Source organism: Pseudidiomarina terrestris (assembly GCF_030466405.1).
In the GTDB taxonomy this organism is placed as follows: Bacteria; Pseudomonadota; Gammaproteobacteria; order Enterobacterales; family Alteromonadaceae; genus Pseudidiomarina; species Pseudidiomarina terrestris.
Map to the genome: position 1 here is coordinate 278,713 of NZ_JAGGJF010000002.1, position 26,739 is coordinate 305,451.

Below are 26,739 nucleotides of genomic sequence, written 5' to 3' on the forward strand. Positions count from 1 at the left end.
GTATGCATAGAAGGTTGCAAATTTCTGCAACGCACGAGCGATTCAGGGGTAAAAATGACAACAACGAACACCAGTGAAATCCGCTATTTAGTCGCAGAGGAACTCAAGCTAGCCGCCTCACTGTTGTATCAGGCGTACCACGATGATCCGCTGTTGATGGCACTGTTCCAGGCTGAAAAAGTCGATTATGAGAAACGTCTGCGGGCGGCTATCCGTGAAGAGCTGGCTGCATTTTGGGAAGCGCAGCAGCCAATGATAGGGGTATTTATCGGTGACAGCCTACTGGGGGTTGCCTGCTTAACTGAGCCGGGCAAAAGTTTCGGCCCGGGGCGTTACTGGCACTGGCGCCTGAAAATGCTGCTCACGGCGGGTTATGTCAGCACCAAGCAACTGGTCGACAAGGAAGAACGTATTCAGGCTGCCATGACCAAAGAGCTGGGTCTTGATCATTACCACATGCTGGCGTTTATCGCCGTCAACCCACGTTACCAGCATCAGGGCTGGGGGGATGTGCTGGTACAAGCCGCGCAGCAGGCACTGCAAGATGAACCCAGTTCGCAGGGGATCGCTGTGCTCATCACCCAGCCGCATCACAAATCCCTGTTTGTGCAGCACGGTTATCAGCAGGTCACCGACCTAATGATTGGCGACATTGCCGGCGAGCTTTATTTCTGCCGCAGTCAGGCCAGCCAGACTGAAACTGAGGAGGAGGCCGCTCATGGCTAAGGACACCACAAAGCAGTTCAGCTCTTTTAAAGAGTTTTACCCTTATTACCTGAAAGAACACTCCAATCCGCGCTGCCGGGCTATGCATTACATTGGCAGTACTTTGGTGCTGGCGTTATTGGCGTATGCGTTTATCACCCAGCAGTGGTTGTGGCTGGTGGCCATTCCGGTGGTGGGTTATGGCTTTGCCTGGCTCGGGCACTTTCTGTTCGAGCACAACCGACCCGCCACCTTTAAGCACCCCTGGTACTCGTTGTTAGCTGACTGGGTCATGTACGCTGAATTTTTAAAACGCAGCTTAAGCGGCACTAAAGATCAGTCGGGTAGCCGGTAGACAGGGGTCTCAATGCGTAGCAAACGCAAATTGAGCATCTGTAACTCTCCTTCGTAGCGACTTTCGCGGTCGCTACTGAAGGCAAACTGATAGCGGCTGAGCCAGCCCATATGACGACCATGACGGGCCAGACGTCCACCTTCCCAGGCAATGTCGAGAAACTGTAGCTGATGCTGTTCGCAGTAACGTTTGGCATGCATACGTGCCAGCTCTGCCTGACGCCGGCCCTGCCAGAAGAGCAGTCCGATAAAGCCAATTCCGATCAGTAAAATTGCATCAAGTAAGACCACTAGTGGGCTCCCGTAAAGGCTTGCCACGCCTGGCGAACCTGCTGTGGCAGATCGTCGCGCTGTAAGGTGACTAACAGGTGAGGGCGTAAACCTGGCAGGCGGAGTAGATCGGTAATTAATGCAGCGAAAATACCCGGTTCTTGTTGCGCTAAGGCATCCAGTAAAGAGGCAAGAGGCACCGGGCAGTCGCTCATGGGATCGAACAGCGGCCACAGGCGGGCACAGCAGATCACCACTTCGTCCACCGAAGGCTGCTGGAGTACGTGAGTGACCGCAGCGACGATGGAAGGGTCAGGTTCCTGGCTGGCCAGACTCCGGAGTAGATCGGCGCGACCCTCTGCACCGGCCGGTTGCTGCGCCAGCATGCTGGCCAGTTCGGTTGCCATCGCGTTGGGCAGAGTCTGGTGCTCCAGGGCGACGGCCAGCGCCTGGCGAAGGGCTTCCGGATACCGCAAAAAATTGCCGCAAATGGCCGCTTGTGTGGTCTCAAGCTGTGCCAGACGTGCGCTGACATCATGTAATCCCTGTACGCCCACTTGCTGCCAATGCTGAGGATCTGCAAGGGTACTCTCGGCGAGCTCAAAATGCACCGAGGGCGGACGTTGCCAGCGTAAACTGAGCTTGGCATGCAGCGCGGCGCGCTTTTCCTCAGTTGGGGTAAATAAATAAGGGCTTTGTTGCAGTTGCTGTTCTTGTTCCTCGGTCAACGCATGGGTCACCTGCTGACCGAGCAAGGTAATGACCTGAGTGATAAATTCATGGACCCGGCCTTGTTCAAGCAAGCCACGTTCATCGATAGGAAACTTGAGGAACCACAAAAACGGATCCTGGGCGCTAGCGGCGAGCTGCGGCCAAAAGACTAAAGCGAAACAGGCGTGTCCCTGCACCGGGTAAGGGTAGGGCATGGTCTGGTTTTCGATCGCGGCAAAGTCAGTGTTGCTGAGCGGCTGCACCAGCCGGCCGAGGTCGTAACAAAGATAGCTGCTTTGTCCTTCCTGAAGTAACTGCGTTAGGGTAGATAGACTCATTAAACTTGCATCGCACGTCATTTTGCTGAAAGATGTGCGGCATTATAACGTTTTAATAGTCGTGGAGGTAGTAATGGACCAACGACAACGCGCTGCCCGTTTACTTGAGCGCCTTGAAGCTGAACTCAATGGTCTTGGATTGTGGCAAAGTGAGTACCCGGCGCCACATGAGTTACAAAGTAGTGAGCCTTTTGCGATCGATAAACTCGATTTCCATCAGTGGCTACAATTTATTATGCTGCCGCGTATGTGGGATCTCATCGACGGTGAGCACCCGTTGCCGCAGAACATTGCAGTCAGTCCAATGGCTGCACATGTCTACCGTAATAAGTTGGAAAATCACGAGGGTTTGATCGTTATTCTGCGCGAATTCGATACTGTCCTTAGTGGAACTGACCCGTTAGCGGAAGATGTCTGAGCTTGACGTCGTTTACGACGATGCCTCTCTGATAGCTATTGATAAGCCAAGTGGCTTGTTAGTGCACCGTAGCTGGTTGGCAAAAGAAGCGACAGAATTTGCCCTGCAAAGGGTGCGGGATCAAATTGGTCAACGGGTTTACCCGGTGCATCGGCTGGACCGCCCGACCTCGGGCATTCTGTTGTTCGCTAAAGATGCCGACACTGCACGCCTGCTCACCCAGGCCTTTACCGAACGTCAGGTTCACAAAGGCTATCATGCTGTGGTCAGAGGCTATCTGGGCGATGGCTCTCTGGATTATCCACTGCGGGAAGAGCTCGATAAAATCGCTGACAAACACGCGGATCAAGATAAAGAACCGCAGCCAGCGGTCACCGATTATCAATGTCTGGCGCAGGTTGAACTGCCATTCAGTGTCAGTAAAAAACACAGCACCTCGCGTTATTCGCTGATGCATTTGCAGCCCAAGACCGGGCGCAAGCATCAGTTGCGCCGGCACATGTCCCATTTACGTCATCCCATTATTGGCGACACCAACCACGGTGATGGTCGCCATAACAGGTTTTTCCGGGAACAGTTTGATTGCCATCGCCTGTTGCTGGCGGCAACTTCGCTGGCGTTTGCGCATCCACATAGCGGCCAGGCAGTTGAGCTGCAACTGCCCATACCGGATGAATTGACGCGAGCCTTTCCGTCGCTACCTTAATCGGCGGCGCGCAACAACTCGTTAATACCGACTTTGGCGCGGGTTTTTGCATCAACCTTTTTGACAATAATGGCAGCGTACAAGCTGTAGTTGCCGTCTTTGCCTGGCAGCGTACCTGGCACGACCACGGCGCCTGCGGGAACACGGCCGTAATGGATTTCACCCGTTTCCCGGTCAAAAATCCGTGTGCTCTGACCGATGTAGACCCCCATAGAGATCACTGCACCTTCCTCAATAATAACGCCTTCGACAATTTCCGAACGCGCGCCGATAAAGCAGTTGTCTTCAATAATGGTTGGATTGGCCTGTAACGGCTCTAAAACACCACCGATACCAACGCCACCAGACAGATGAACGTTGCGACCGATTTGAGCACAGGAGCCAACGGTGGCCCAAGTGTCGACCATGCTGCCTTCACCGACGTAAGCGCCGATATTGACGTAGGAGGGCATGAGCACAACATTGCGACCAATATACGCACCTTTGCGAACCATAGCTGGAGGTACAACGCGCATGCCCTCAGCACGGAAACGTGCATCGTCATAACCGATGAACTTGCTGTCGACCTTGTCAAAGAAGCGGGTTTCGCCGCCGTTCATCAAGTGATTATCGTTAATGCGGAACGATAACAGCACCGCTTTCTTTAACCATTCATTGACGACCCAGCTGCCTTCCTGTTTTTCCGCAACGCGTAAACTGCCGTTGTCTATTTGGGCAATGACCTGCTCCAAATCCTGGCGCAACTGCGCCGGAACCTGTTTCGGAGATAACTCCGCGCGTTGCTCGAATGCTGCTTCGATGCGTTGTTGTAATTCAATCATTAGGGGGTCCTTTACAAAATAACTACAGGCTAGTTGTCATCAAGTGTGAGCATGATTTGTTCCCGTAAGGCATCGCATTGCTCCGGCGCCAATGCGGTATTGGCCTCGGTTGCGACGATGAACAAATCTTCTGCTTGTTCGCCGACGGTGGAGATTTTAGCAGTCAGAATATTTAAGTCGAGTTGTTGCAGTACGCGAGCTACCTGAGCAACCAGTCCCGGACGGTCCAGAGCGGTTAATTCAAAGGCGGTCCGGCGGGCGTTGCGCGAAGGCACAAATTCAACCTTGGTCGGCACTTTGAAACTGCGTAAGCGGCGCGGTAAGCGGCGCTGCGTGCTGGGCGCAGGGCGGCGGGCGCGCAGCACATCGTGTAACTCCTGCTTTAACCGTTCAATATGACGCGGATTGGTCAGTGGCTCGCCGTCATCCTGCAGCACCACGAAGGTATCCATAACGAAGCCATCGCGAGTCGCCAGGATCTGCGCATCATGGATACTCAGATTCTGGTGATCGAGGACCGCGGCGACTTCGGCAAATAAGTGCTCGTGTTCGAGGTGATAGATGAACAGCTCAGTGGTGCCCTGGCGATTTTCATCACCGACCAGAATCAGCGGCAACAGCTCATCGTCACTTACTGCCATAATGTACTGAGAATGCCAGGCAATTTGCTCAGGCTGGTGGCGGAGAAAATAATCCGCGGTAAACCGGGACCAGAGTTCCTGCACCTGCTGCACGGGGAAGCCGGCGCTTAATAGCAGTGCCATGGCATGAGCCTGATGCTCGTGAATGCGTTGCCGCATTTCCCGCTGCGGGGAAGGTTTTTGCTGCAGTAAATAATTCCTGGTGGCCTGATAGAGGTTTTCCAGCAGGGTCGCTTTCCAGTTATTCCACAAGCTGTTGTTGGTGGCCCGGATATCGGCCACTGTCAGGCAGTACAAGTAATCCAGACGTTGCGGAGTATCGACCTGGCGGGCGAATTCCTCGATCACTTCAGGGTCATGAATATCGCGCTTTTGCGCAGTCACGGACATGTATAAATGCTGGCGCACCAGCCACGCGACCAGGTCAGTATCCTGTTCATCAAGACCATGTTGCAGGCCAAAATTACGGGCGTCGAGCTCACCCAGTTCGGAATGATCACCGCCACGGCCTTTGGCAATGTCATGGAAGACCCCGGCTAAATACAGCAATTCTGGCTTGTCCATGGCGGCCACGATGCTGGCGCAAAGAGGAAATTCTTCTTCACCACTGGCGGTAGTATAGCGATACAGATTACGCACCAGCCGGAAGGTGTGCTCGTCGACGGTGTAGGCATGAAACAAGTCAAACTGCATCTGGCCGACAATTTGTGCCCATTGTGGCAGGTAGTGCGCCATTATTTTGTGTCGGTGCATCAGCTCAAACGCAAGCCCACAGCCGCGCGGGTGTCGCAATAAGCGCATAAATAGCTCACGACAGGCGGCGACGTCGCTTAACGGGTGGTTGAGTTCACGGCGCGCATTGCGCAGCAGCCGGATAGTGTGGGCCCGGATGTAGCGAATTTCAGGGTGTTCCGCGATTGCCAGGAATAACTCCAGCAGGTGCTCGGGTTCGGCAAAAACATCGTCACTTTGCGCCGCAATACTTTCACCCAAGACTTTAAAATTACGGTCAATGGTGAAGCTGGTAAGATCTTTGGCACTACTAAGAATGGTCTGGGCGAAGAACTGCAGCAACATATCATTGAGTTCGCTGACATCCACTACCGCGTTGAAATAATCTTTCATCATGGCTTCGACGGCTGCCTTGCCGCGGCCTTCATAGCCCATACGCGCCGCGACAGCGGGTTGATGATCGAACAGCAGGCGATCTTCTTTCTTCCCGGCTTCCAGATGGAGAGCAAAGCGAATGCGCCATAAAAACTCCTGACACTCCCGCAATTCGAGCAGTTCAGCGGCACTGATATAATTGTACTGCACCAGGCTTTCATCGCTTTGAGTATGGAAGTGGCGTTTAGCGATCCAGCCGATAGTCTGGATGTCGCGCAAGCCCCCCGGACTGCTTTTAATATTGGGTTCGAGGTTGTACGAGGTACCATGGAATTGCTGGTGGCGCTCGTTTTGCTCATCGAGCTTGGCGTGATAAAACTGATCACTGGTCCAGGGGAAGTCAGTATGGATCAGTTGCCGAAGGGCCTGTTCGAGGTCGGCGTTACCACTGATAAAGCGCTGTTCCAGCAGGCTGGTAGCGACACTGGTATCCGCCGCAGCTTCGCGCTGGCAATCGTTCAGCGTTCGTACACTGTGGCCGACATCCAGGCGCAGATCCCAAAGCATTTGCACGAGACTGGTAATCGCCTGCTGGGCTTTATTGCACAGCGCAGAGCTATGCAAAAACAATAAGTCGATATCGGAGTGGGGGTGCAAGGTACCGCGGCCATAACCGCCGACTGCAATCAAGGCTAACTCAGTTTCATCCAGACCGAGCTGTTGCCAGAGTTGCCGTAGCAGGTTATCAATAAAGGCACTGCGGTCGGTCAGCAGGCTCTCGATATCGGCAGTAATAAAGGCTTCGGCGGACCAGCGCTGGTAACGCTCTAAACAGTCGCGACCAGCGCTTATGGTAATTGGCTTCGGCCATTCAATGTCCGCCACAGAAGTCGTCATTACGAGGCTTCCGAGTGCTCAATCACCCGCGGGAAATCTTCATCGCTGCGCAAGGTTAAGACTTCAACGCCAGTTGCAGTAACCAGCAGGGTGTGCTCCCACTGAGCGCTTAAGCTGCGATCTTTGGTCAATACGGTCCAGCCGTCACGTAACAATTTGGTGTGACGTTTGCCGGCATTCACCATAGGCTCGATAGTAAAACACATTCCCTCTTTCAGCACTTCGCCCGTCCCCGGACTCCCGTAATGCAGAATTTGCGGTTCTTCATGAAAGACAGCGCCAATGCCGTGGCCACAGTATTCACGTACAATCGAATAGCCATGCTGCTCGGCGTGCTTCTGAATCACTGCGGCGAAGTCGCCAATGGGTAGGCCAGGGCGAACCATCTCAACGGCTTTATAAAGCGATTCCTGAGTGACACGAATTAAGCGCTCAGCAAGGATACTGGGTTTGCCAACGACAAACATTTTCGAGGTATCGCCGTGGTAACCGTCGAGCTTGACGGTGACATCCAGGTTGAGAATATCGCCATCTTTTAGCGGTTTTTCGTTCGGGATGCCGTGACAAACCACGTGGTTCAATGAGGTACATACCGACTTAGGGAAGCCATGGTAGTTCAGAGGCGCAGGGTAGGCATCGTGGGCGACAATGTAGTCATGACAGATCTTATCGATTTCTTCTGTAGTGACACCCGCTTTAATGTGCGGCCCAATCATTTCTAATACTGATGCGGCAAGTTTGCCCGCGGCGCGCATTTTTTCAATTTCGTCCGGCGTTTTGATGGTAATACTCATGCCTCGTCCTATATCATGCTGAAACCTTGTTTAATGGCGCCTATAGTAGCATTTGCCAGGCGCACGGGGAAGCTCTTACAACGCCAATAAAGCTTGCGCCGCGAGGCCTTTTCATGGTATAAAGCGCCCGCAATTTCGATTGCACTAGTAATTCACTAATTTAAACCACACACATACATCGACACATAGGTCGGGGTGCTCAAGGCGAAAGCTACGGGTCGAACTATGGGATGTATGGAGGCATAACCCCTAATAAGGAAAGAGAAATGGCTAACGTATCAATGCGTGATATGCTCAAAGCTGGTGTGCACTTTGGCCACCAAACCCGCTTTTGGAACCCGAAAATGAAGCCTTATATTTTCGGCGCTCGTAACAAAATTCATATCATCAATCTGGAAAAAACCGTACCGATGTTCAACGACGCGTTGAACTCACTGCAACACGTTGCTGCAAACAAAGGTAAAATCTTGTTTGTTGGTACTAAGCGTGCCGCAGCTGAATCGGTAAAAGAAGCCGCGACCAACTGTAACCAGTTCTTCGTCAACCACCGCTGGTTAGGTGGTATGTTGACCAACTGGAAAACTGTTCGTCAGTCGATCAAACGCCTGAAAGAGCTCGAAACAATGAGCCAGGACGGTACCTTTGAGAAGTTGACCAAGAAAGAAGCCTTGGTAAACACCCGCGAAATGGAAAAGCTTGAAAAGAGCTTGGGCGGCATCAAAGATATGGCAGGCTTGCCAGATGTACTATTCGTTATCGATGCTGATCACGAACACATCGCGATCAAAGAAGCGAACAACCTTGGGATTCCAGTTATCTCAGTCGTTGATACCAACTCCAATCCAGATGGCGTAGATTACGTTATCCCTGGTAACGACGATGCGATCCGCGCAGTACAATTGTACTTGAACGCTGCTGCAGCTGCTGTCAACGAAGCACGTGGTGCTGTAGTTGAAGGTAAAGCTGACGACTTCGTTGAAGCGGAAGAAACTGAATAAACCATCCGAATAGAGGAAATTTACACATGGCTATTACAGCAGCTCTGGTAAAAGAACTGCGCGAGCGCACAGGCGCTGGCATGATGGATTGCAAAAAAGCTTTGGAAGAAACCAACGGTGACATCGAAGCTGCCATCGAGAACATGCGTAAGAGCGGTCAAGCGAAAGCAGCTAAGAAAGCTGGTCGCGTTGCTGCTGAAGGTGTCATTTTGACTAAAGCCGAAGGTAATGTCGGTACTTTGGTTGAATTGAACTGCGAAACTGACTTTGTTGCCCGTGACGAGAACTTCCTGTCATTTGGTGAGAAGGTTATCGAAGCAGCGTTTGCGAACAAAGAAACTGATGTTGAGAAGCTGAAAGCGACCGATATCGGCGACGGTACTGTTGAAGAAGTTCGTGAGCGACTGGTTGCTAAAATCGGTGAGAACATGAATGTTCGCCGCGTGATCACTGTTGAAGGTGGTGACCTGGTCGAAGCTTATGTTCACGGCGGTCGTATCGGCGTATTGGTTGCCATCACTGGTGGTGACAAAGAGCTGGCCAAAGACTTGGCAATGCATGTAGCGGCAAGCGCTCCACAGTTTGTGAAGCCAGAAAACGTTGATGCTGAAGTTGTTGAGCAAGAGCGTAAAATCCAGCTGGATATCGCTATGCAAAGCGGCAAGCCACAGGAAATCGCTGAGAAAATGGTTGAAGGTCGTATGCGTAAGTTCACTGGCGAGATCAGCCTGACTGGTCAAGCATTTGTGAAAGACCCTTCCATGACTGTTGGTGATTTGCTGAAGCAGAAAAATGCTGATGTACTGACCTTCGTACGTTTCGAAGTTGGTGAAGGTATCGAGAAGAAATCGGAAGATTTCGCTGCTGAAGTACAAGCTCAAATGGCTGCTGCGAAAAAGGCGTAATGCCCATGTCGCTATCGACGACGCAGAGTTAGAGCTAAAGAAACCGCATCCTACTTTGTTGGGATGCGGTTTTTTTTCGCGTAGAGTGAGACTATGCATTTAATGCAATCCAATTTCATCGTTTATGCTGCACAGGGAGCAACCATATGACCGCAACGACAAAACCTGCCTACCGACGCATTTTACTTAAGCTAAGTGGCGAAGCATTAATGGGCGATGAACCCTTCGGCATTGATGCCAAGGTCCTTGACAGGATGGCCCACGAAATCAAAGAGTTAGTGGAACTTGGTGTGCAGGTCGGTTTAGTCATCGGTGGTGGCAATTTGTTCCGCGGTGAAGGCTTAGCCAAAGCGGGCATGAACCGGGTTGTTGGCGACCATATGGGTATGCTGGCAACGGTCATGAATGGTCTGGCCATGCGTGATGCGCTGCATCGGGCGTTCGTCAATGCGCGGTTAATGTCTGCGATCGAATTGAATGGCGTCTGCGACAGCTACAACTGGGCGGATGCGATAAGTTTATTGAAGTCTGGTCGCGTAGTGATCTTCTGCGCCGGTACTGGAAACCCATTTTTTACAACTGATTCTGCAGCTTGTTTGCGCGGTATCGAAATCGAGGCGGAGCTGGTTTTAAAAGGCACCAAAGTTGATGGCGTCTATTCTGCTGATCCAAATACCGACAGCAATGCACAACTCTATCCGCAAATCAGTTATAATGATGTACTGCAACAACAGTTAAAAGTGATGGACCTTGCAGCATTTACTCTGGCACGCGATCATAAATTGCCGATCCGCGTTTTCAATATGAACAAGCCAGGCGCTCTGCGCGCAGTGATTATGGGCTCCGAAGAAGGGACCTTGATTGCCAGCGACGAAATGCTGGAACGGTTGTCATCAAGAATTTAAAAAAAGGGAAAGCACTGTGATTAACGAAATTAAACAAGATGCCAAGCAACGTATGGAAAAAACCGTCGAAGCGTTGCGCTCACAAATCTCAAAAGTCCGTACAGGGCGTGCACACCCAAGTATTCTGGATAGCATAACGGTGAATTATTACGGTACTGAAACACCGTTGAAACAGCTTGCCAATATTACTATCGAAGATTCGCGTACGCTCGCTTTGACCGTTTTCGATAAGGGCTCCAGCGCTGCAGTTGAAAAAGCGATCATGACCTCGGATCTAGGTTTGAATCCCGCTTCAGCAGGAGCTGTGATTCGTATCCCATTACCAGCTCTGACAGAAGAACGTCGCCGTGATCTGGTGAAAATCGTGCGTGCAGAAGCAGAACAAGGCCGCGTCGCCATTCGTAACATTCGCCGTGATGCCAACAGTGATCTGAAAGAACTGTTGAAAGAGAAAGAAATCACTGAAGATGATGAGCGTCGTGGCAATGATGAAATCCAGAAGCTGACTGATACCTACGTAGCTAAAGTCGATGAATTGTTAGCGAATAAAGAAAAGGACTTGATGGAAGTCTAAGTTACCGCTTTACATCTCATTGGTTCCAGGCGCCGTGTTCGGTTACACTCGCACGGCGTTTTTATTTTTACGGCAGCGCGAATGGATAACATTGACTTCGAACAAATTAGACTACCCAAACATGTCGCTATTATTATGGATGGTAATGGCAGATGGGCGCAGCTGCGCGGAAAACATCGCACCTTTGGGCATAAAGCAGGTGCTGATGCCGTGCGTCGTGCAGTCACCTTTGCCCGACAAAAGGGTATCGAGTCACTGACTCTGTTTGCCTTCAGCAGTGAGAACTGGAAGCGGCCGCCACAGGAAGTGTCGGTGCTCATGGACTTGTTCTTTACCGTACTGAAGCGCGAAGTAAAAAAGCTCCATAAGCACAATGTCCGCTTACGCATTATCGGCGATAAGCAAGGCTTCTCGGAGAAATTGCAGCAGCGCATCAATGATGCTGAACAACTGACTGCCGCCAATACTGCCTTAACTCTCAATATCGCTGCTAACTACGGGGGGCGCTGGGATATTACCCAGGCTGCAAAGCAGTTGGCGGCAGCTGTACAAGCGGGTAAGCTAAGCAGTGAGGCTATTACCGAAGAGATGCTCGCTAACGAACTCTGTCTGGCGGAGCAGCCGGCTCCGGATCTGCTGATCCGAACTGGCGGCGAACATCGGGTGAGTAACTTTTTATTGTGGCAACTCGCCTACGCTGAGTTCTACTTCGCTGATGTACTTTGGCCTGACTTTGATGAGCAAGCTTTTGCTCGCGCAATCGCCGATTTTAGCTGTCGCGAACGACGCTTTGGTCTTACCAGCGAGCAGGTGCAGCAAGCGATTCTCGATACTGACGTAACTTCTGGGGAGTAAGCGTGTTAAAACAACGTCTAATAACAGCTCTCATTCTTCTGCCCCTTGCATTGTACTGTGTCTTTGGTCTTGCACTTGAGTGGTTTGCAGTGGTCATCACCCTGGTGATGGCGGCTGCTGCGTGGGAATGGTCACCTATTATGGGGCTTAAGCGCCCGGTAAGCCGTATTGGCTATACGCTGTCGGTGGTGGTGGCACTTGCCGCTTTGCAATACTGGCTGCCGCTTTCACAGATCTGGCAAAACCAACAGCTGCATCCAGTTTATTTCTGGCTGATGGTCGCCGGTGGACTGTGGTGGGCGGTTGCTACTTTGTTAGTTCTGAATTACCCAAATAGTCGTCGTTTATGGTCAAGAACACGCTCTATTGTTGGCGTGTTTGGCTACCTTACCTTGATCCCTGCTGCAGCTGGCATGTTTGCCGTACGTTCATTGAATTATCAGACTGAGCCTTTATTCGGTGGCTTTGTGCTGTTATTTATTCTGTTACTGGTATGGGCGGCTGACGTCGGCGCTTATTTTGCTGGTGTGCGTTATGGCCGCAATAAGCTGATGCCAGCGGTGAGTCCCGGTAAAACCATGGAAGGCCTATGCGGCGGTATTGCGTTGGCGTTTGTGGTGATGATGGTGGTCGCACAATGGGTACAGGTACCAGCATCTCAATACAGTGGCTTTTATTTCACCGGATTGCTAACGGTGGTGGTATCGGTGTTTGGGGATTTAACCGAAAGTATGTTCAAGCGTTATGCTGGGGTGAAAGATAGTGGCTCTTTGCTACCAGGCCATGGCGGTATACTTGATCGTATCGATAGCCTGACCGCGGCATTACCTGTCTTTACGCTTGCCTATTTGTGGTTGTTAGTATGATGCACAAGCTGTGTTTGCTCGGTGCCACGGGCTCGATTGGAACAAGTACACTGGCTGTTTTACGCGAACAACCGGACCGCTTTCAGTTAACCGCAGTCACTGCCCACCGCAATGTTGAACAGATGCGCACTATTTGCGAGGAATTTCAGCCTGAGGTTGCGGTCATGGTGGATGAACAGGCCGCACGGGATCTGGCTGAGGTACTTAAAGGTCGTGCTACGCAGGTTTTAAGTGGCGCGCAAGCGGTCGCCGATATTGCTGCAGCGAGTAACAGTGACACTGTGATGGCGGCCATTGTTGGCGGTGCTGGTCTGGTACCTACCTTTGCAGCAGTAACCGCGGGTAAGCGCGTATTACTGGCAAACAAAGAAGCACTGGTCATGTCCGGGCAACTCTTTATTGATGCGGCGGCGAGTAGCGGCGCACAAATCCTTCCCGTTGACAGTGAACACAATGCTATTTTCCAGTGCTTACCGGCTGAGGTGCAACAACAACTTGGCCATTGCGATCTGAGCGCAGCGGGGATCCATAAGATCCTGCTGACCGGCTCCGGCGGTCCTTTTCGTGAGCTGCCCCTGGCAGAGCTGGCTGCACAAACGCCGGCCGCAGCCTGTGCGCATCCGAACTGGGACATGGGACAAAAGATCTCGGTTGATTCAGCAACCATGATGAACAAGGGGCTCGAGTACATTGAGGCCCGCTGGTTATTCAACTGTAATGAAGCGCAGCTGGATGTCGTACTGCATCCGCAAAGTGTGATCCATTCTATGGTGAGCTACAAAGATGGCTCGGTGTTGGCGCAAATGGGCCAGCCGGACATGCGTACGCCTATCGCGCACTGCCTGAGTTTCCCTGAGCGCATCGAGAGCGGTGTAGCACCCCTTGATTTTCTGAGTATAGGCCAGTTGAATTTTGCGGCCGCCGATAGCGCGCGTTATCCGTGTTTGGAGCTGGCTATGCAAGCCTGTTGGCAAGGTCAGTGGGCAACAACCACACTCAATGCCGCCAACGAAGTTGCCGTTGCAGCCTACTTAGCTGGACAGATCAAATTTACTGGCATTGCCAGTGTATGTCGCGCGGCGCTGGAACAGATCCAGCAAGGTAATAATGCGGTTGCGTTGAACTCCATTGCCGCAATCTTGTCCTTAGATGAGCAAGCACGTGCCATTGCGCGTGAACGAATTAAACAGGTTGAAGCATGCTAGATATTATTTGGTCGCTAGGGGCATTCGTTGTCACTCTAGGGGTACTGGTGACCTTTCATGAGTTTGGTCATTTCTGGGTTGCCCGCAAGTGCGGTGTTAAGGTACTGACATTCTCAGTAGGCTTCGGTAAAGCGTTCTGGCAGCGGACGGGCAAAGACGGCACTGTGTATCAGCTGAGTCGTATCCCCTTGGGTGGCTATGTTCGTATGCTCGACGAGCGCGTTGATGACGTTAAACCAGCAGATCGCGACAAAAGCTTTAATTCAAAGTCCGTCGGGCAACGTGCAGCTATTATAGCCGCGGGACCGGCAGCGAACTTTCTTCTCGCGGTGGTTGTGCTCTGGGGCATGTTTGTCATTGGCGTGCCATCGGTCAAACCTATGCTAGGCAGTGTTACGCCGAACTCAATCGCCGCCCAGGCCGACTGGCCAACACCTGCTGAAATTATCTCAGTGAATGGCGCGGAAACGGAAGACTGGCAACAGGTGAATCTGGCCTTTGCGTCGGCCTTAGGTGAAGACAAAGCAACCGTCACCGTGCGCGATGAGCAACAGCGTACGCGTACCTTAACTCTGGATATCAGCTCATGGCGACTGGGCAATGAACAGGTGCCTACTTTTATGGCGCTTGGCTTGCAACCCTACCAGCCTGAAATCTTTACAGAGTTAGACTATGTTCAGGAGAATTCACCCGCTGCAGAGGCAGGACTGCAGGAAGGTGATAAAATTGTCGCCTTTGACGGAACTCTCATGAGTGATTGGTCTCAAATACGAGACGCAATTATGGCGGTACCTGGCGCTGAAGTGGAGATGACAGTTGAACGCCAGCAGGTGGAACAGACGATTCAGGTCACCATCGGCGAACGTGAAGTCAATGGGCAAACTTATGGTTATCTAGGAGTGGAGCCGCGTCGTGAAGCTTACCCGGAAGCATATCGATTTGTGCAACAATACGGTATAGTGGACGGCCTAGTGAAAGGCGCTGAACGCACCTGGGAATTAATGGTTCTCAGTGTGAAGATGATTGGCAAATTAATAACCGGAACAGTATCGGTCACGAACTTAAGTGGCCCGGTAGCTATCGCAGAAGGAGCCGGTGTATCTGCGAGCTACGGATTGGTTTACTTTTTAGGGTTTCTCGCGCTAATCAGTGTTAATCTCGGTATCATTAATCTGGTACCATTGCCGATGCTTGATGGCGGGCACTTAATGTTCCTCGCGATTGAAAGTGTGCGCAAGAAAGAGGTCTCAGAGCGAGTCCAGGAGATTAGCTACCGAATTGGTGGCGCACTGATTTTTGCACTGATGGCAATTGCGATTAGCAATGATGTTTTACGATTGCTTCGGTGAGAATAAATTTACAATAAACAAATAAGTAGCACAGAATGACGTTGAAAAAGCTATTTTTAAGCGCCCTTGTAGCGGGCGCCGCATTACCAGCCTACAGTGCTGACGAATTTGTCGTAGAAGATATTCGGGTTCGCGGTTTACAGCGTGTGGCTTTAGGCGCAGCTTTAACCTACATTCCAATTCGCGTAGGCGATAGTATCGACAGTGAGAATATTCAGACATCAGTTCGCTCGTTGTATTCATCGACTCACTTCAATGACATTGTGGTTCGTCGTGTTGGCGACACACTGATTTTTGAGGTCACTGAGCGTCCTACAATCAGCGCCATTGAGTTTGACGGTAACAAAGACATCAAAGATGAACAGCTGGTCCAAAGTTTGACGGATCAGGGCATCATCGAAGGTGAGCCGCTTGATTTGACTACTATTTCCAGCATCGAAACGGGGTTAGAAGACTTTTACCATTCGATCGGAAAATACAGCGCCGAAGTCAACGTTAATATCATCAAACTGCCACGTAACCGCGTGCGCCTGGAAATTGATTTCGACGAAGGTGAGTCTGCGGAAATCCAACAAATTAACATTGTTGGTAACAGTGTATTTAGCGATGAAGAACTCTTAGCTAACCTGGAGCTTAAAGACCGGTTGCCGTGGTGGAACTTCCTCGGTGTGCGTCAGTATCAGAAACAACAGCTTAGCGGCGATTTGGAAACCTTAGAGTCGTTTTATAAAGACCGTGGTTACCTGACCTTCCAGCTCGAGTCTGTACAGGTGAGCATGACTCCGGATCGTTCTGGTGTTTATATCACCCTGAATATCGACGAAGGCGAGATCTTCAATGTGCGTGAGACGCGCGTGATGGGTGATCTCCGTGGCCAGGACGAAGTCGTTAAACGCTTAACCAAAATTGAACCAGGCACGCGCTACAGTGCGGCCCAGGTGACTTATCTTGAAGAGCTGGTAGCTAAAGTTTATGGCCGTTATGGCTATGCCTACCCGGAAGTCCGGGCCATTCCAGAGCTCGACAGAGAGACCAAAGAAGTTGATTTGATCTTCTCAATTAACCCGGGTAAACGCGTTTACGTGAACCGTATCAAGTTCCGCGGCAACAGCGTTACCGAAGATGAAGTTCTGCGTCGCGAAATGCGTCAGTTTGAAGGTTCACCGCTGAATGACGAACTTGTTGAGCAAGGTAAAGTGCGCTTAGAGCGTCTGGGCTTCTTTGAAACGGTCGAAAGTTCAACCAACCGTGTAAGCGGCCGGCAGGACCTTGTTGATATCGAGTACCTGGTCAAAGAGCAACCCTCTGGCTCGTTTAACTTCATGTTGGGTTATGGCGATTACTCAGGACTGCAACTTGGCGTTGGCGTGTCGCAGGATAACTTTCTGGGCACAGGTAACCGGGCAGCAATTAACGTCAACACCAACCGTTTTAATAAATCCGTTAGCTTGTCCTACATGGACCGTTATTTCACCAAAGATGGCGTGAATCTATCCGGCCAGATGTTTTTGAGTGAGTTCGATGCCGGACGCCAGGAGAACCTGATTCGCTACAACACGAAACGCTTAGGCGTTGGTGGCAATCTGAGCTTCCCAATCAACGAGGTTTCGAGTCTAAGTTTCGGCGCGATGGCACGTCGTGAAGAAGTGACCAACGTCGAAGGTTATGAACAGGTGAAACGCTTCTATCAACCGTATCTGGATACTCAGGATCCAAATTCGGGTGTGGCCTTTGACATGTTCTCGCTGGAAGCGGGCTGGCAGCGCGTTACTCTGAACCGCGGAACTTATCCGACGGCCGGGACCTCAAACAGAATTAATGCCGAAGTCACAGTACCAGGTAGTGATATCCGTTACTTCCGGGTCAGCTATGATTTCAAACATTACTTACCTATTACCAAAGACCACAGTTTTGTGCTCTTAACGCGCCTGAACGTTGGCTACGGTAACGGTTATGGCTCAGATGATAAGGGCAATGATTACATTTTCCCATTCTATGAGAACTTCCGCATCGGTGGTAATGACAGCTTACGTGGCTTTGAAGCCAACACCGTAGGTCCGCGTGCGGTTTACCGCTACCCTGACACAATCACAGGTCCACCGAACTATTATGGTGTGCCCACGGATTTGCCAGTCGGTCCTGGTGCTGATACTTTAGCGGTAAGCCAATACTCAGTGGGCGGCAACGCCATGTACACTGGTGGTATTGAATTAATCGTACCAACGCCTTTGGTCGGTGAAGAGACGAAAAACTCAGTTCGTACCAGTATCTACGTTGACGTAGGTAGTGTCTGGGATACTGAATTCCAATACGAAGAGTTCAGCCAGTTACAGCGAACAGGTAACACTAACTTCCGGTTGTACGACTTTAGTTCACCGAGTTTATATCGGGCGTCTGCAGGTATCGCCGTACAATGGCTATCACCTATGGGACCTTTGACCTTTGCTCTGGGTCGTCCGATCAAAACCTATGATGGCGACCGTACGCAAAGCTTTAGTTTCAACTTTGGCACGACTTTCTAAGAAGCATAAACGAGTCGGGCTATTACATTTTGAATGACAGGAGTATTCACGTGAAAGTATTAATGAAAACGACAGTTGCTGCAGCAATCTTATCAACGGCATTTTTTGCCAACGCTGCTGAAGCACAGCAAAAAATTGGCGTAGTAAGCATGCAAAATGTTTTGCAACAGCTGCCACAAACTCAGCAAATCTCTGCGCGTCTGCAAGAAGAATTTGCCAGTGATTTCGCCGAATTAGAAAAAATGACGACCGAACTTCAAGGCCTGCAGGAAAAAGCTGAGCGTGACGCACAAATCATGTCACCGACTGAGCGTCTGCAACTGAGCCGTGAAATTGAACTGCTGGAAACTCGCCGTCAGCTGAAGTACAAAGCTTTGCGTGAAGACAGCGAGCGCCGTCAGCAGGAAGAGCGTAACAAACTGATGCGCGATATCGTTCGCGAAGCACAAGCACTTGCTCAAGCGCAAGGGTATGACATGGTCTTGAACGATGGTTCAGTGCTTTATGCAACTGAAGCCTTAGACCTGACCAATGCTGTGCTGCAAAAAATGACGGCCGGAAACTAAGAGCAATGCAGCAACAAACACTGCAACAATTGGCATCCGTCATTGATGCCGACGTTGTCGGCGATGAGCAACAGCTCATCACCGGCGTTGCAACTCTTGCCTCGGCTCAGTCGGGGCAAATTGCATTTTTGGCCAATGAAAAGTACCGTGCCCAGCTTGAATCAACAAAAGCCAGCGCAGTGATCGTCGCGCCCAATGTTGAGCTTCCTGCAGGGTTATCTGCTTTGGTCACCAAAAATCCTTATGCGGGTTTCGCTAAGATTGCACAACAGCTTGATACCACGCCAAGAGCTGCCTCAGAAGGTATTGATCCTTCCGCGCAAATTGCGACAACGGCACAACTTGGAACGCAAGTTGCGGTCGGGCCGTTGACCATCATCTCCGACCATGCCGAGATTGGTGATAACGTGCAAATCGGAGCAGGCTGCTACATCGGTCCTGGCGTAAAAATTCAGGCAAACACTAAAATCTGGCAGCAAGTTGTGATCTATCATGACTGTGAAATTGGCGCAAACTGTCTGGTGCATAGTGGCGTAGTGATTGGCGCTGATGGTTTTGGTTGGGCGAACGAAGCCGGGAAATGGGTGAAAATTCCACAACTGGGGCGCGTTATTATCCATGATCGTGTCGATATTGGTGCCAATACCACTATTGATCGCGGCGCTCTGGACGATACCATTATCAGCAGTGGCTGTATCATCGATAACCAATGCCAGATCGCGCATAACGTCTTTATTGATGAAGATACCGCAATTGCGGGCTGCACCGTATTGGCGGGTAGTTGCCGCATCGGTAAACGTTGCCTGATTGGTGGTGCGACAGCGATCAACGGTCACATTGAAATCTGCGACGATGTGCAAATTAGCGGGTTTTCTATGGTGATTAAAGCTATCACTGAACCTGGTGTTTACGCGTCCGGGATTCCGGCTGCGCCGCATCGCGAATGGCGCCGTAATGGTGCGCGGTTCCGCCAGCTTGATGATCTGTTCCAGCGCGTGAAAAAAATCGAGAAAAAACTCACCGATTGAACTTTATAATTGGAGATCCAATTTTGTCTGTCTCTGACTCAGCTTTTAATATTCAAGAAGTCATGCGCTTATTGCCGCATCGTTATCCTTTCTTATTAGTGGATAAGGTGGTCAGTTGTGATGCGCAGACTAAAATTCATGCAGTGAAAAATATCACTGTAAATGAAAACCTGTTTACCGGGCATTTTCCGGGAAATCCTATTTTCCCCGGGGTCTTGATTCTGGAAGCTTTAGCTCAGGCAGCAGGTTTGCTTGGCTTTAAAATCACCGAAAGCAAGCCGGGCGCGAATGACCTATACTTGTTTGCAGGCGTTGATAACGCACGGTTTAAACGTCAGGTTTTACCGGGTGATGCACTGCATTTACACGTCACGTTTGAGAAAGAACGACGCGGTATCTGGGTGTTCAAAGGACGCGCCGAAGTCGACGGCGAACTGGCTTGCAGTGCCGATATCATTTGCGCGAGAAGAGAAACTTAAGTGATTCATCCTACAGCGATTATTGATAGTAAAGCGAGTATTGGCAATAACGTTGAAATCGGTCCCTACAGCATTATCGGGGCCGATGTTGTGATTGGCGATGACTGTTGGATTGGTCCTCATGTTGTGTTGAAAGGACCAACGGTTCTGGGCAAAGGCAACCGCATTTTTCAGTTCGCTTCTGTGGGCGAAGATTGCCAGGACAAAAAATACAATGGCGAGCCCACCCGGTTAGAGATTGGCGATAACAATGTTATCCGGGAGTCGGTCACGATTCACCGGGGCACCATACAAGATCAGAGTCTGACGCGAATCGGCAGCAATAACCTGTTGATGGCTTATGTGCATGTGGCGCACGACTGTATGGTCGGTGATAACGTGATTCTTGCCAATAACACCACACTCGCCGGCCATGTGCATGTGGGGGACTGGGCGATTCTGGGTGGTTTTACCGGCGTTCATCAGTTCTGTCACATCGGTGAGCATGCCTTCACTGCAGTCAACTCTGTGGTGGTGCAGGATATTCCTCCCTACGTGATGGCCCAGGGGCACAACGCCGTGCCACGCACGATCAATAGCGAAGGCCTGAAGCGCCGGGGCTTCACTAAAGAACAAGTGATGACCATAAAGCGTGCTTATAAAACCCTTTACCGACAAGGTCTGACGGTCGACGAGGCGGTGCAGGAAATGCAAAGTTGGCAGGCCAGCGAGCTCGATGACTTCATCCGTTTCGTCCAGCAAAGCTCACGCGGTATTATTCGTTAAACTATGGGCAAAAACACACCTTTACTGATCGCGGTGATTGCCGGAGAGCATTCGGGCGATCTGCTTGGTGCGGGATTGCTGCGCGAGCTTAAGCAGCAGCATCCGGGCGTGCGCTTTATCGGCGTCGGTGGTCCTTTAATGGAAGCTGAAGGCTTGCAAAGCCTTATCCCCATGGAGGACCTTGCTGTGATGGGCCTGGTCGAGGTGCTTGGCCGGCTGCGGACCCTGCTCAATCACCGTAAGCGCTTAGTGGCTACTTTTCTGGAACAAGCTCCGGATGTTTTCATCGGCATCGATGCGCCTGATTTTAACTTACCTATCGCCAGGCGTCTGAAGGCACACGGTATTGCCACAATGCATTACGTCAGTCCCAGTGTCTGGGCCTGGCGACAGGGGCGAATTAAGGGAATTAAAGCCAGTGTCGATCACGTTCTATGCTTACTGCCTTTCGAGAAAGAGTTTTACGACAAACACCGTTTAGCTGCTACCTTTGTAGGTCACCCACTTGCTGATAGCATCCCCATGCACTGGGATCGGCAGCAGGCGCAGCAGGAGCTCGCGCTTAAACTGGGTGAGAAGAAACGTGTGATTGCACTTCTGCCGGGTAGTCGTGGCGGTGAAATTGCCCGCTTAGGTCCGGTATTTTTGCAAGCTGCTCAGCTGTATTTACAACGCCATCCCGACACCCTGTTCATAAGCCCAATGATCTCTCCAGCTCGTGCTGAGCAGTTCCGTGCCATGCAACAACAACTAGCACCTGAGCTACCCCTGCAATTGCTGGACGGACAGTCGCGCAAGGCCATGGCTGCTGCCGATGGACTCGTGCTGACCTCAGGCACGGTGACCCTGGAAGCGATGTTGATTAAACGGCCGATGGTGGTCGCCTACCGCTTCAGCTGGTTAACCTTCCAGATCATGCGCCGTATGTTTAAAGCCGCTTTTTTCAGCCTGCCTAATCTGCTGGCCGGGCGCGAACTGGTACCTGAGTTACTGCAAAGTGATGTCAATCCAGAAAGCATTGTACAGGCATTGGAAAAGCAACTGGACGCCGCCGACCATGGCCAACTATTGCATACCTTTACCAAGCTTCATACCGACCTGCAGCGTGATGCTGATGCAGTCAGCGCAAGGGTCGCTCTGGAACTGGCGCAATCCTCTCAAAGTTCGAATTAATCGAACGTAAACCCCATTATTTCGCACTAATCATTCCATTTGTCACCAGCTATACTTAGAGTTCACAGATAAAAGAGGTGAACAATGGGCTTATTAGTTGATGGAAAATGGCAGGACAAATGGTACGACACCGAGGAAAACGACGGCCGCTTTGAACGCAGCGAGTCGCAGTTTCGCAACTGGTTAAGTGCTGATCCTGACGCTGAGTTTCCTGCAGAATCCGGACGGTATCATCTGTACGTGTGTTACGCCTGTCCCTGGGCGCATCGAACGCTGATCTTCAGAAAACTTAAGGGCCTCGAAGAGCATGTTTCAATGTCTGCCGTACACCCACTGATGCTGGAGAATGGCTGGGAGTTTGGCGATGACATTCTCGCTGATCCCTTGTACCAACAAGACTATCTGTATGAGTTGTACCTACGTGCCGATGATAATTATAGCGGCCGGGTCACAGTGCCGGTGTTATGGGATAAGAAAAAGCAGACCATTGTCAGTAACGAATCGGCGGATATTATCCGCATGTTGAATAGTGCCTTTGACAGCATCACGGGCAATACCCTGGACTTTTACCCGCAAGCTTTACGAAACAACATCGACAGTATTAATGACAAGGTCTACGACACCATCAATAACGGTGTGTATAAATGTGGCTTTGCGACCCGGCAGAAGGCGTATAATGATGCCTATGATGAACTTTTCGCGAGCCTTGATGACATTGAAGAGCGGCTTAGCTCGCAGCGTTTTCTGGTGGGTGATCAGGTAACTGAAGCGGATTGGCGGTTGTTTACGACGCTGGTGCGCTTTGACGCAGTCTACTACAGTCACTTTAAAACCAATCAGCAACGCATTCAGGATTATCCGGCGATATGGGATTACGTCAAAGCCCTGTATCAGGTTCCTGGCGTTGCTGAGACCGTGGTGATGGACCATATTAAAACCCATTATTACGCCAGCCATACGATGATTAACCCCACGCAAATTGTTCCGCGTGGCCCGCGGCTTGATTTTAATGCTGCGCACCAGCGCGGAGAGGTTCTATGAAAGCGTCAGACAATGTGATTTTAAGTCGGCATCGGGGCATGCCTGCGCAGGATGGCGCAGGGGTAAAACTGACCCGCATCGTGAATCAACCCGGATTAGGCTATCAGGATCCTTTTCTGATGCTGGACGAGTTCCGTTCGGATGATCCGAATGATTATATTGCCGGATTTCCGCCGCACCCACATCGGGGCTTTGTCACCCTGACCTATATGCTTGCCGGGCAAATGGAGCATAAAGATTCGGTCGGTAATACCGGCATGGTAAGTGCCGGTGGTGCGCAATGGATGAAAGCGGCCCGCGGCATTATTCATGCAGAAATGCCAAAACAGGAAGATGGGTTGATGTGGGGCTTTCAGCTGTGGATCAACTTGCCTGCAAAAGACAAAATGTCAGCAGCCGAGTGGGCCGATTACCCAGCTGCGAAGATCCCTCAGTTTGAGGCTGATGCCATCACTGTGCGGGTGGTCGCTGGTGAGCTAAAGACGGCCGAGGGTACGCTGAAAGGTCCGGTGCAACAACCGGAGCAGAGCTTTCAAATGCTGGACGTTCGCTTTTCACAGGCTGGGAGTTGGCAGTACGCGGGAGCTGGACAACGGACACGGCTGGGTTATGTCTATCAGGGACAGGTCAGGGTTAACGGGCAAGATGTCAGTCGCGGTGAACTGGTGCGCCTGGATGCCGATGCCGAACTGACGTTGCGTTCAGAGGATGCGGCTGGCATGCTGCTGCTAGCTGGACAACCGATTGGCGAACCTGTTGCTCAATATGGGCCGTTCGTCATGAATCATCAGGCTGAAATTGAACAGGCGATTCGCGATTACCAAAGCGGAAAGCTGACTGCCTGAGGTGCTTATTTAACTGCCACAAGGATCCACTATGCCAAGAGTAGCAACAGGCTTCATTGCTGAGGGAGGACGCCCCCGTCAAACTGAGTTCGAGCTGGCCACGCCGGTCACTGATGAGGTTGTCATTGAAATCTCCCACAGTGGTGTTAACCGTGCGGATTTGATGCAACTGGCGGGACATTATCCGCCACCCGCCGGAGCCTCAGACATACTGGGTCTGGAGGCAAGTGGGCGGGTGGTCGCCGTTGGGCCGTCCGTGAGCCGTTTAAAAGTGGGCGACGAAGTCTGTGCCTTGTTGGCAGCAGGGGGGTACGCCAGCCATGTTGTGGTTAGCGAGCAGCAGGTGAATAAGTTACCCAAAAATATCAGCCTGGAGCAGGGCGCAGCCATCTGTGAAGCCTTTACTACAGCCTGGTACAACCTGTACGAGATTGCCGCTTTGCGGGCCAATGAAAAACTGTTACTGCACGCGGGTGCCAGTACTGTCGGCTTGGCCGCTTTGCAGCTCGCCGTAGCGTCCGGTAACCCGGTCTTTGTGACTGCCGGCAGTGACGAGAAAATTGACCTGTGTCGGAATCTCGGTGCTGGCGGCGGCTGGAATCGCCAGCAGGGCTCCTTTGTTGAAGCCGTCAAGGCGTGGGGCGGTGCTGATGTGATCATTGACCCTGTGGCGGGCGACTACTTAGCCGCGGATCAGCAGGTGCTCAATCTCGACGGACGTATTGTCGTGCTGGGCCTGATGGGCGGACGCATGGCCGAGCTTGATGCCGGGCGCTTGCTGATGAAGCGGCAACGCATTCAGGGCAGCACCCTGCGTAATCAGTCGTTAACGGTGAAAGGTCGTTTAATGCGCGCTCTGGAACAGCAGGTCTGGCCACTGTTGACGAGTGGCACCTGTCAGGCACGTATTGAAAAGGTTTATGCCATCGCCGAACTGGATACGGCATTGCAGCAAATTTCTGAGAATAAGACGAAAGGAAAACTGGTACTGGCCTGGTAAAAAATGGTGGAGGGGGCAGGATTCGAACCTGCGAAGGCTGAGCCGTCAGATTTACAGTCTGATCCCTTTGGCCACTCGGGAACCCCTCCACGAAGACGCCGCATCATAGCAGATTGAGGGTAGCTGTAAACCCCGCTATCATAAAAGTCTGAGTATAAATTGCCCCACAACAACAGGCTGCCTATTTTGTCGACATCAACTGCTGAATTAATCAACACCTTTCTTGAGCGTCTGTGGCTCAAGCAGGGCATAAGCAAACATACCGCGTCGGCTTACGGCACCGATTTGAAAAAGTTCTATCAGTTTTTACTCGACTTTGAGGGCGAGCACGCTGACCTGCTGAGTGCGGAAACCGAAGTTATCGAAAGTTACATGCTGTGGCGGCGACAGCAGGGCTTATCGCCGCGCAGTACAGCCCGTGCGTTAAGCGCGCTGAAAAAGTTCTATAACTATGCGGTCACTGAGCGTTTGCGGGGCGCTGACCCCACAACACGGTTACGGCAGCCGAAACAGCCGCAGGCGATCCCGCATAGTCTTGCTGAAACTGAAGTTGAAGCACTGCTTGAGGCGCCTGAGTTAGCTGACCCGGTGCAACTACGTGATCGCGCCATGTTGGAAGTTCTTTATGCAACGGGCCTCCGGGTGACCGAGCTGGTGCACTTAACCTTTGCCCAAGTTTCCATGCAACAGGAGCTGGTACGAGTGGTGGGTAAAGGCAATAAGGAACGCCTGGTGCCCTTAGGTGAAACCGCCTTAGAGTGGCTGCAACGCTATCAGCGGGACGGGCGTCCGGCGCTGAGCTCGCAATCCAGCGAGTTTGTGTTTATCACGCGTCGCGGCGGGCCGCTGACCCGACAGGCGTTCTGGCATCGCATCAAACTCTACGCGCAGCGCGCGGATATCCGTTCGCATTTGTCGCCCCATACTCTCCGGCATGCCTTCGCCACCCACCTACTCAATCACGGAGCTGATTTAAGGGTGCTACAGATGCTGCTTGGCCATAGTGATTTATCGACGACGCAAATCTATACCCACGTGGCTCGTGAACGTCTGCAACAACTTCACGCAGCTCACCATCCACGTGCTTAAAAGTGCTGCAGCTGGAGCTATTTCGCGGTAGACTGACGGCAGAAAATGGCAGCAAAACAATTAGGAAAATTATGAAACAATTGCTAGTGGTAGCCAGTGTTATTGGCTTATTGGCGTGCAGTCCACAAGGGGTCGCACAAAACGATTCATCGAGCTTCAAGCGGCAGCATCTTGAGCGCATGGGCTTTGTCATTGAATCGGTGAATGATTCAGTTATTGATGGCGTTTATGAAGTGATTACCGATCAAGGTCTGGTGTATGTCACCGCCGATGGCGAGACCCTTATTGGCGGTCGCCTTTATGATATTACCGGCAGTGAACCGCAGAACTTAAGTGAAGCTTCAATTCGCGAAATGCGCCGCAGTGATATTGCCAAAGTCAGCGATGAGGCCATTCTTTATCCTGCCGAAAACGAAAAATACATGATCACCGTCTTCACCGATCCCACCTGTGGCTACTGTCGCCAATTACATACCAATCTTGAGCAATACCATAAGCTTGGAATTTCTGTGCGTTATCTGGCGTGGCCACGAAGCGGTTTGCAAGGCAGCGCCTATCAGCAATTAAAGACCGTTTGGTGCTCAGAGGATCAACAGGCAGCACTGGATGCAGCGAAAAACGATAAGCGCTTACCAGCCGCCAGTTGTGATGACCCCGTTGATGAACACTTTGCCCTGGGCAACAAGTTTGGTGTGCGCGGCACTCCAGCGATTGTGTTGCCATCGGGTGAAATGTTACCCGGCCTGGTGCCAGCAGAGCGACTGCTGAGTATGATGCAAAACGGTCAATAATGTTGCTGCATTGTGGTTGAT

General features: G+C 51.4%; 28 protein-coding genes and 1 tRNA gene. 23 read left to right on the forward strand and 6 right to left on the reverse strand.

All coding sequences use genetic code 11. The features are described 5' to 3' along the window. Window positions 1-54 precede the first annotated feature (54 nt). On the forward strand, window positions 55-726 hold the full coding sequence (locus J6J34_RS05630; protein ID WP_301720143.1) for a GNAT family N-acetyltransferase: 672 nt from the start codon (window positions 55-57) through the stop codon (window positions 724-726). After that, window positions 719-1,060 carry an Mpo1-like protein gene (locus J6J34_RS05635; protein ID WP_301898627.1) on the forward strand — a complete coding sequence of 114 codons (342 nt, stop codon included), beginning with the start codon at window positions 719-721 and terminating at the stop codon, window positions 1,058-1,060. The genes J6J34_RS05630 and J6J34_RS05635 overlap by 8 nt, the downstream gene beginning before the upstream one ends. Here the strand turns inward: J6J34_RS05635 and J6J34_RS05640 are convergent. After that, window positions 1,042-1,350: a DUF3301 domain-containing protein gene (locus J6J34_RS05640; RefSeq protein WP_301898628.1), complete on the reverse strand. Its 309-nt coding sequence runs from the start codon at window positions 1,348-1,350 to the stop codon at window positions 1,042-1,044. The genes J6J34_RS05635 and J6J34_RS05640 overlap by 19 nt on opposite strands. Further along, window positions 1,350-2,378 carry a DUF3549 family protein gene (locus J6J34_RS05645; protein WP_301898629.1) on the reverse strand — a complete coding sequence of 343 codons (1,029 nt, stop codon included), beginning with the start codon at window positions 2,376-2,378 and terminating at the stop codon, window positions 1,350-1,352. The genes J6J34_RS05640 and J6J34_RS05645 overlap by 1 nt, the downstream gene beginning before the upstream one ends. Before the next feature lie 73 nt (window positions 2,379-2,451). Between J6J34_RS05645 and J6J34_RS05650 the strand changes: the two genes are divergently transcribed. Then, window positions 2,452-2,796 (forward strand): YqcC family protein, encoded by a 345-nt coding sequence (locus J6J34_RS05650; RefSeq protein WP_301720147.1) that lies wholly within the window; start codon window positions 2,452-2,454, stop codon window positions 2,794-2,796. Further along, a complete protein-coding gene (truC, locus tag J6J34_RS05655) occupies window positions 2,789-3,502 on the forward strand; it encodes a tRNA pseudouridine(65) synthase TruC (protein WP_301720148.1) in 714 nt (237 codons plus the stop codon). Before J6J34_RS05650 ends, truC begins: the two co-directional genes overlap by 8 nt. Here the strand turns inward: truC and dapD are convergent. The 3 genes from dapD to map are packed head-to-tail and all read right to left on the reverse strand — an operon-like array spanning window position 3,499 to window position 7,762. Next, complete coding sequence (gene dapD, locus J6J34_RS05660; protein ID WP_301898631.1) at window positions 3,499-4,323, reverse strand: 2,3,4,5-tetrahydropyridine-2,6-dicarboxylate N-succinyltransferase; 825 nt, start codon at window positions 4,321-4,323, stop codon at window positions 3,499-3,501. The two genes, truC and dapD, sit on opposite strands and share 4 nt — an antisense overlap. A gap of 29 nt (window positions 4,324-4,352) precedes the next feature. Further along, a complete protein-coding gene (gene glnD, locus J6J34_RS05665; RefSeq protein WP_301720150.1) occupies window positions 4,353-6,968 on the reverse strand; it encodes a [protein-PII] uridylyltransferase in 2,616 nt (871 codons plus the stop codon). Next, window positions 6,968-7,762, reverse strand: a complete 795-nt coding sequence (gene map, locus J6J34_RS05670; RefSeq protein WP_301898632.1) for a type I methionyl aminopeptidase — start codon at window positions 7,760-7,762, stop codon at window positions 6,968-6,970. Before map ends, glnD begins: the two co-directional genes overlap by 1 nt. A 266-nt stretch (window positions 7,763-8,028) precedes the next feature. Between map and rpsB the strand changes: the two genes are divergently transcribed. From rpsB to J6J34_RS05755, 17 genes are all read left to right on the forward strand, one after another. After that, window positions 8,029-8,760, forward strand: coding sequence for a 30S ribosomal protein S2 (rpsB, locus tag J6J34_RS05675; RefSeq protein WP_301720152.1), 732 nt, complete (start codon window positions 8,029-8,031; stop codon window positions 8,758-8,760). Between the two features lie 26 nt (window positions 8,761-8,786). Next, complete coding sequence (tsf, locus tag J6J34_RS05680; protein ID WP_301720153.1) at window positions 8,787-9,665, forward strand: translation elongation factor Ts; 879 nt, start codon at window positions 8,787-8,789, stop codon at window positions 9,663-9,665. Window positions 9,666-9,811: 146 nt separating this feature from the next. Continuing rightward, window positions 9,812-10,570 carry a UMP kinase gene (gene pyrH, locus J6J34_RS05685; protein WP_301720154.1) on the forward strand — a complete coding sequence of 253 codons (759 nt, stop codon included), beginning with the start codon at window positions 9,812-9,814 and terminating at the stop codon, window positions 10,568-10,570. A 16-nt stretch (window positions 10,571-10,586) separates the two neighbouring features. Beyond that, window positions 10,587-11,144, forward strand: a complete 558-nt coding sequence (gene frr, locus J6J34_RS05690) for a ribosome recycling factor (protein WP_301720155.1) — start codon at window positions 10,587-10,589, stop codon at window positions 11,142-11,144. 81 nt (window positions 11,145-11,225) lie between these two features. Beyond that, a complete protein-coding gene (gene uppS, locus J6J34_RS05695; RefSeq protein WP_301720156.1) occupies window positions 11,226-11,999 on the forward strand; it encodes a polyprenyl diphosphate synthase in 774 nt (257 codons plus the stop codon). Window positions 12,000-12,001: 2 nt separating this feature from the next. Next, window positions 12,002-12,865 carry a phosphatidate cytidylyltransferase gene (locus tag J6J34_RS05700; protein ID WP_301720157.1) on the forward strand — a complete coding sequence of 288 codons (864 nt, stop codon included), beginning with the start codon at window positions 12,002-12,004 and terminating at the stop codon, window positions 12,863-12,865. Then, window positions 12,865-14,070, forward strand: a complete 1,206-nt coding sequence (gene ispC / locus J6J34_RS05705; RefSeq protein WP_301898708.1) for a 1-deoxy-D-xylulose-5-phosphate reductoisomerase — start codon at window positions 12,865-12,867, stop codon at window positions 14,068-14,070. The genes J6J34_RS05700 and ispC overlap by 1 nt, the downstream gene beginning before the upstream one ends. Continuing rightward, window positions 14,064-15,419, forward strand: a complete 1,356-nt coding sequence (gene rseP / locus J6J34_RS05710) for a sigma E protease regulator RseP (protein WP_301898633.1) — start codon at window positions 14,064-14,066, stop codon at window positions 15,417-15,419. Before ispC ends, rseP begins: the two co-directional genes overlap by 7 nt. Before the next feature lie 35 nt (window positions 15,420-15,454). Further along, window positions 15,455-17,941: an outer membrane protein assembly factor BamA gene (gene bamA, locus J6J34_RS05715; protein ID WP_301720159.1), complete on the forward strand. Its 2,487-nt coding sequence runs from the start codon at window positions 15,455-15,457 to the stop codon at window positions 17,939-17,941. A gap of 50 nt (window positions 17,942-17,991) precedes the next feature. Then, the gene (locus J6J34_RS05720; RefSeq protein WP_301720160.1) at window positions 17,992-18,507 is read left to right on the forward strand and encodes an OmpH/Skp family outer membrane protein; all 516 of its coding nucleotides are present in this window, start codon (window positions 17,992-17,994) and stop codon (window positions 18,505-18,507) included. A gap of 5 nt (window positions 18,508-18,512) precedes the next feature. Next, complete coding sequence (gene lpxD / locus J6J34_RS05725) at window positions 18,513-19,535, forward strand: UDP-3-O-(3-hydroxymyristoyl)glucosamine N-acyltransferase (RefSeq protein WP_301720161.1); 1,023 nt, start codon at window positions 18,513-18,515, stop codon at window positions 19,533-19,535. 23 nt (window positions 19,536-19,558) lie between these two features. Next, window positions 19,559-20,014 (forward strand): 3-hydroxyacyl-ACP dehydratase FabZ, encoded by a 456-nt coding sequence (fabZ, locus tag J6J34_RS05730; RefSeq protein WP_301720162.1) that lies wholly within the window; start codon window positions 19,559-19,561, stop codon window positions 20,012-20,014. Beyond that, entirely contained in the window at window positions 20,015-20,779 is a 765-nt protein-coding gene (gene lpxA, locus J6J34_RS05735) for an acyl-ACP--UDP-N-acetylglucosamine O-acyltransferase (RefSeq protein WP_301720163.1), read from the forward strand. It abuts the gene before it with no gap. A gap of 3 nt (window positions 20,780-20,782) precedes the next feature. Continuing rightward, window positions 20,783-21,952, forward strand: coding sequence for a lipid-A-disaccharide synthase (gene lpxB / locus J6J34_RS05740; protein WP_301898634.1), 1,170 nt, complete (start codon window positions 20,783-20,785; stop codon window positions 21,950-21,952). An 84-nt stretch (window positions 21,953-22,036) separates the two neighbouring features. Next, the gene (locus J6J34_RS05745; protein WP_301898635.1) at window positions 22,037-22,993 is read left to right on the forward strand and encodes a glutathione S-transferase family protein; all 957 of its coding nucleotides are present in this window, start codon (window positions 22,037-22,039) and stop codon (window positions 22,991-22,993) included. Beyond that, complete coding sequence (locus J6J34_RS05750; RefSeq protein ID WP_301898637.1) at window positions 22,990-23,838, forward strand: pirin family protein; 849 nt, start codon at window positions 22,990-22,992, stop codon at window positions 23,836-23,838. The genes J6J34_RS05745 and J6J34_RS05750 overlap by 4 nt, the downstream gene beginning before the upstream one ends. 31 nt (window positions 23,839-23,869) lie before the next feature. Beyond that, window positions 23,870-24,838 (forward strand): NAD(P)H-quinone oxidoreductase, encoded by a 969-nt coding sequence (locus J6J34_RS05755; RefSeq protein WP_301720168.1) that lies wholly within the window; start codon window positions 23,870-23,872, stop codon window positions 24,836-24,838. A 4-nt stretch (window positions 24,839-24,842) separates the two neighbouring features. Here J6J34_RS05755 and J6J34_RS05760 read toward each other — a convergent pair. Then, window positions 24,843-24,927: transfer RNA gene (locus tag J6J34_RS05760), tRNA-Tyr, on the reverse strand. 88 nt (window positions 24,928-25,015) lie between these two features. On the opposite strand from J6J34_RS05760, the gene xerD reads away from it, so the two are divergent. Together xerD and dsbC are read left to right on the forward strand one after the other, a co-directional pair. Further along, window positions 25,016-25,927, forward strand: a complete 912-nt coding sequence (xerD, locus tag J6J34_RS05765) for a site-specific tyrosine recombinase XerD (protein WP_418055172.1) — start codon at window positions 25,016-25,018, stop codon at window positions 25,925-25,927. A gap of 71 nt (window positions 25,928-25,998) precedes the next feature. Continuing rightward, window positions 25,999-26,718, forward strand: coding sequence for a bifunctional protein-disulfide isomerase/oxidoreductase DsbC (gene dsbC / locus J6J34_RS05770; protein ID WP_301720171.1), 720 nt, complete (start codon window positions 25,999-26,001; stop codon window positions 26,716-26,718). Window positions 26,719-26,739 lie beyond the last annotated feature (21 nt).

What these genes read in the sequence shown, in the direction of transcription:
- dapD (WP_301898631.1), bottom strand. Translation starts at nt 4,323, where the DNA reads ATGATTGAATTACAACAACGCATCGAAGCAGCATTCGAGCAACGCGCG.
- J6J34_RS05750 (WP_301898637.1), top strand. Translation starts at nt 22,990, where the DNA reads ATGAAAGCGTCAGACAATGTGATTTTAAGTCGGCATCGGGGCATGCCT.
- glnD (WP_301720150.1), bottom strand. Translation starts at nt 6,968, where the DNA reads ATGACGACTTCTGTGGCGGACATTGAATGGCCGAAGCCAATTACCATA.
- rseP (WP_301898633.1), top strand. Translation starts at nt 14,064, where the DNA reads ATGCTAGATATTATTTGGTCGCTAGGGGCATTCGTTGTCACTCTAGGG.
- J6J34_RS05745 (WP_301898635.1), top strand. Translation starts at nt 22,037, where the DNA reads ATGGGCTTATTAGTTGATGGAAAATGGCAGGACAAATGGTACGACACC.
- J6J34_RS05645 (WP_301898629.1), bottom strand. Translation starts at nt 2,378, where the DNA reads ATGAGTCTATCTACCCTAACGCAGTTACTTCAGGAAGGACAAAGCAGC.
- lpxD (WP_301720161.1), top strand. Translation starts at nt 18,513, where the DNA reads ATGCAGCAACAAACACTGCAACAATTGGCATCCGTCATTGATGCCGAC.
- rpsB (WP_301720152.1), top strand. Translation starts at nt 8,029, where the DNA reads ATGGCTAACGTATCAATGCGTGATATGCTCAAAGCTGGTGTGCACTTT.
- uppS (WP_301720156.1), top strand. Translation starts at nt 11,226, where the DNA reads ATGGATAACATTGACTTCGAACAAATTAGACTACCCAAACATGTCGCT.
- dsbC (WP_301720171.1), top strand. Translation starts at nt 25,999, where the DNA reads ATGAAACAATTGCTAGTGGTAGCCAGTGTTATTGGCTTATTGGCGTGC.
- truC (WP_301720148.1), top strand. Translation starts at nt 2,789, where the DNA reads ATGTCTGAGCTTGACGTCGTTTACGACGATGCCTCTCTGATAGCTATT.
- J6J34_RS05635 (WP_301898627.1), top strand. Translation starts at nt 719, where the DNA reads ATGGCTAAGGACACCACAAAGCAGTTCAGCTCTTTTAAAGAGTTTTAC.
- bamA (WP_301720159.1), top strand. Translation starts at nt 15,455, where the DNA reads ATGACGTTGAAAAAGCTATTTTTAAGCGCCCTTGTAGCGGGCGCCGCA.
- ispC (WP_301898708.1), top strand. Translation starts at nt 12,865, where the DNA reads ATGCACAAGCTGTGTTTGCTCGGTGCCACGGGCTCGATTGGAACAAGT.
- pyrH (WP_301720154.1), top strand. Translation starts at nt 9,812, where the DNA reads ATGACCGCAACGACAAAACCTGCCTACCGACGCATTTTACTTAAGCTA.
- tsf (WP_301720153.1), top strand. Translation starts at nt 8,787, where the DNA reads ATGGCTATTACAGCAGCTCTGGTAAAAGAACTGCGCGAGCGCACAGGC.
- lpxB (WP_301898634.1), top strand. Translation starts at nt 20,783, where the DNA reads ATGGGCAAAAACACACCTTTACTGATCGCGGTGATTGCCGGAGAGCAT.
- J6J34_RS05650 (WP_301720147.1), top strand. Translation starts at nt 2,452, where the DNA reads ATGGACCAACGACAACGCGCTGCCCGTTTACTTGAGCGCCTTGAAGCT.
- J6J34_RS05630 (WP_301720143.1), top strand. Translation starts at nt 55, where the DNA reads ATGACAACAACGAACACCAGTGAAATCCGCTATTTAGTCGCAGAGGAA.
- J6J34_RS05755 (WP_301720168.1), top strand. Translation starts at nt 23,870, where the DNA reads ATGCCAAGAGTAGCAACAGGCTTCATTGCTGAGGGAGGACGCCCCCGT.
- map (WP_301898632.1), bottom strand. Translation starts at nt 7,762, where the DNA reads ATGAGTATTACCATCAAAACGCCGGACGAAATTGAAAAAATGCGCGCC.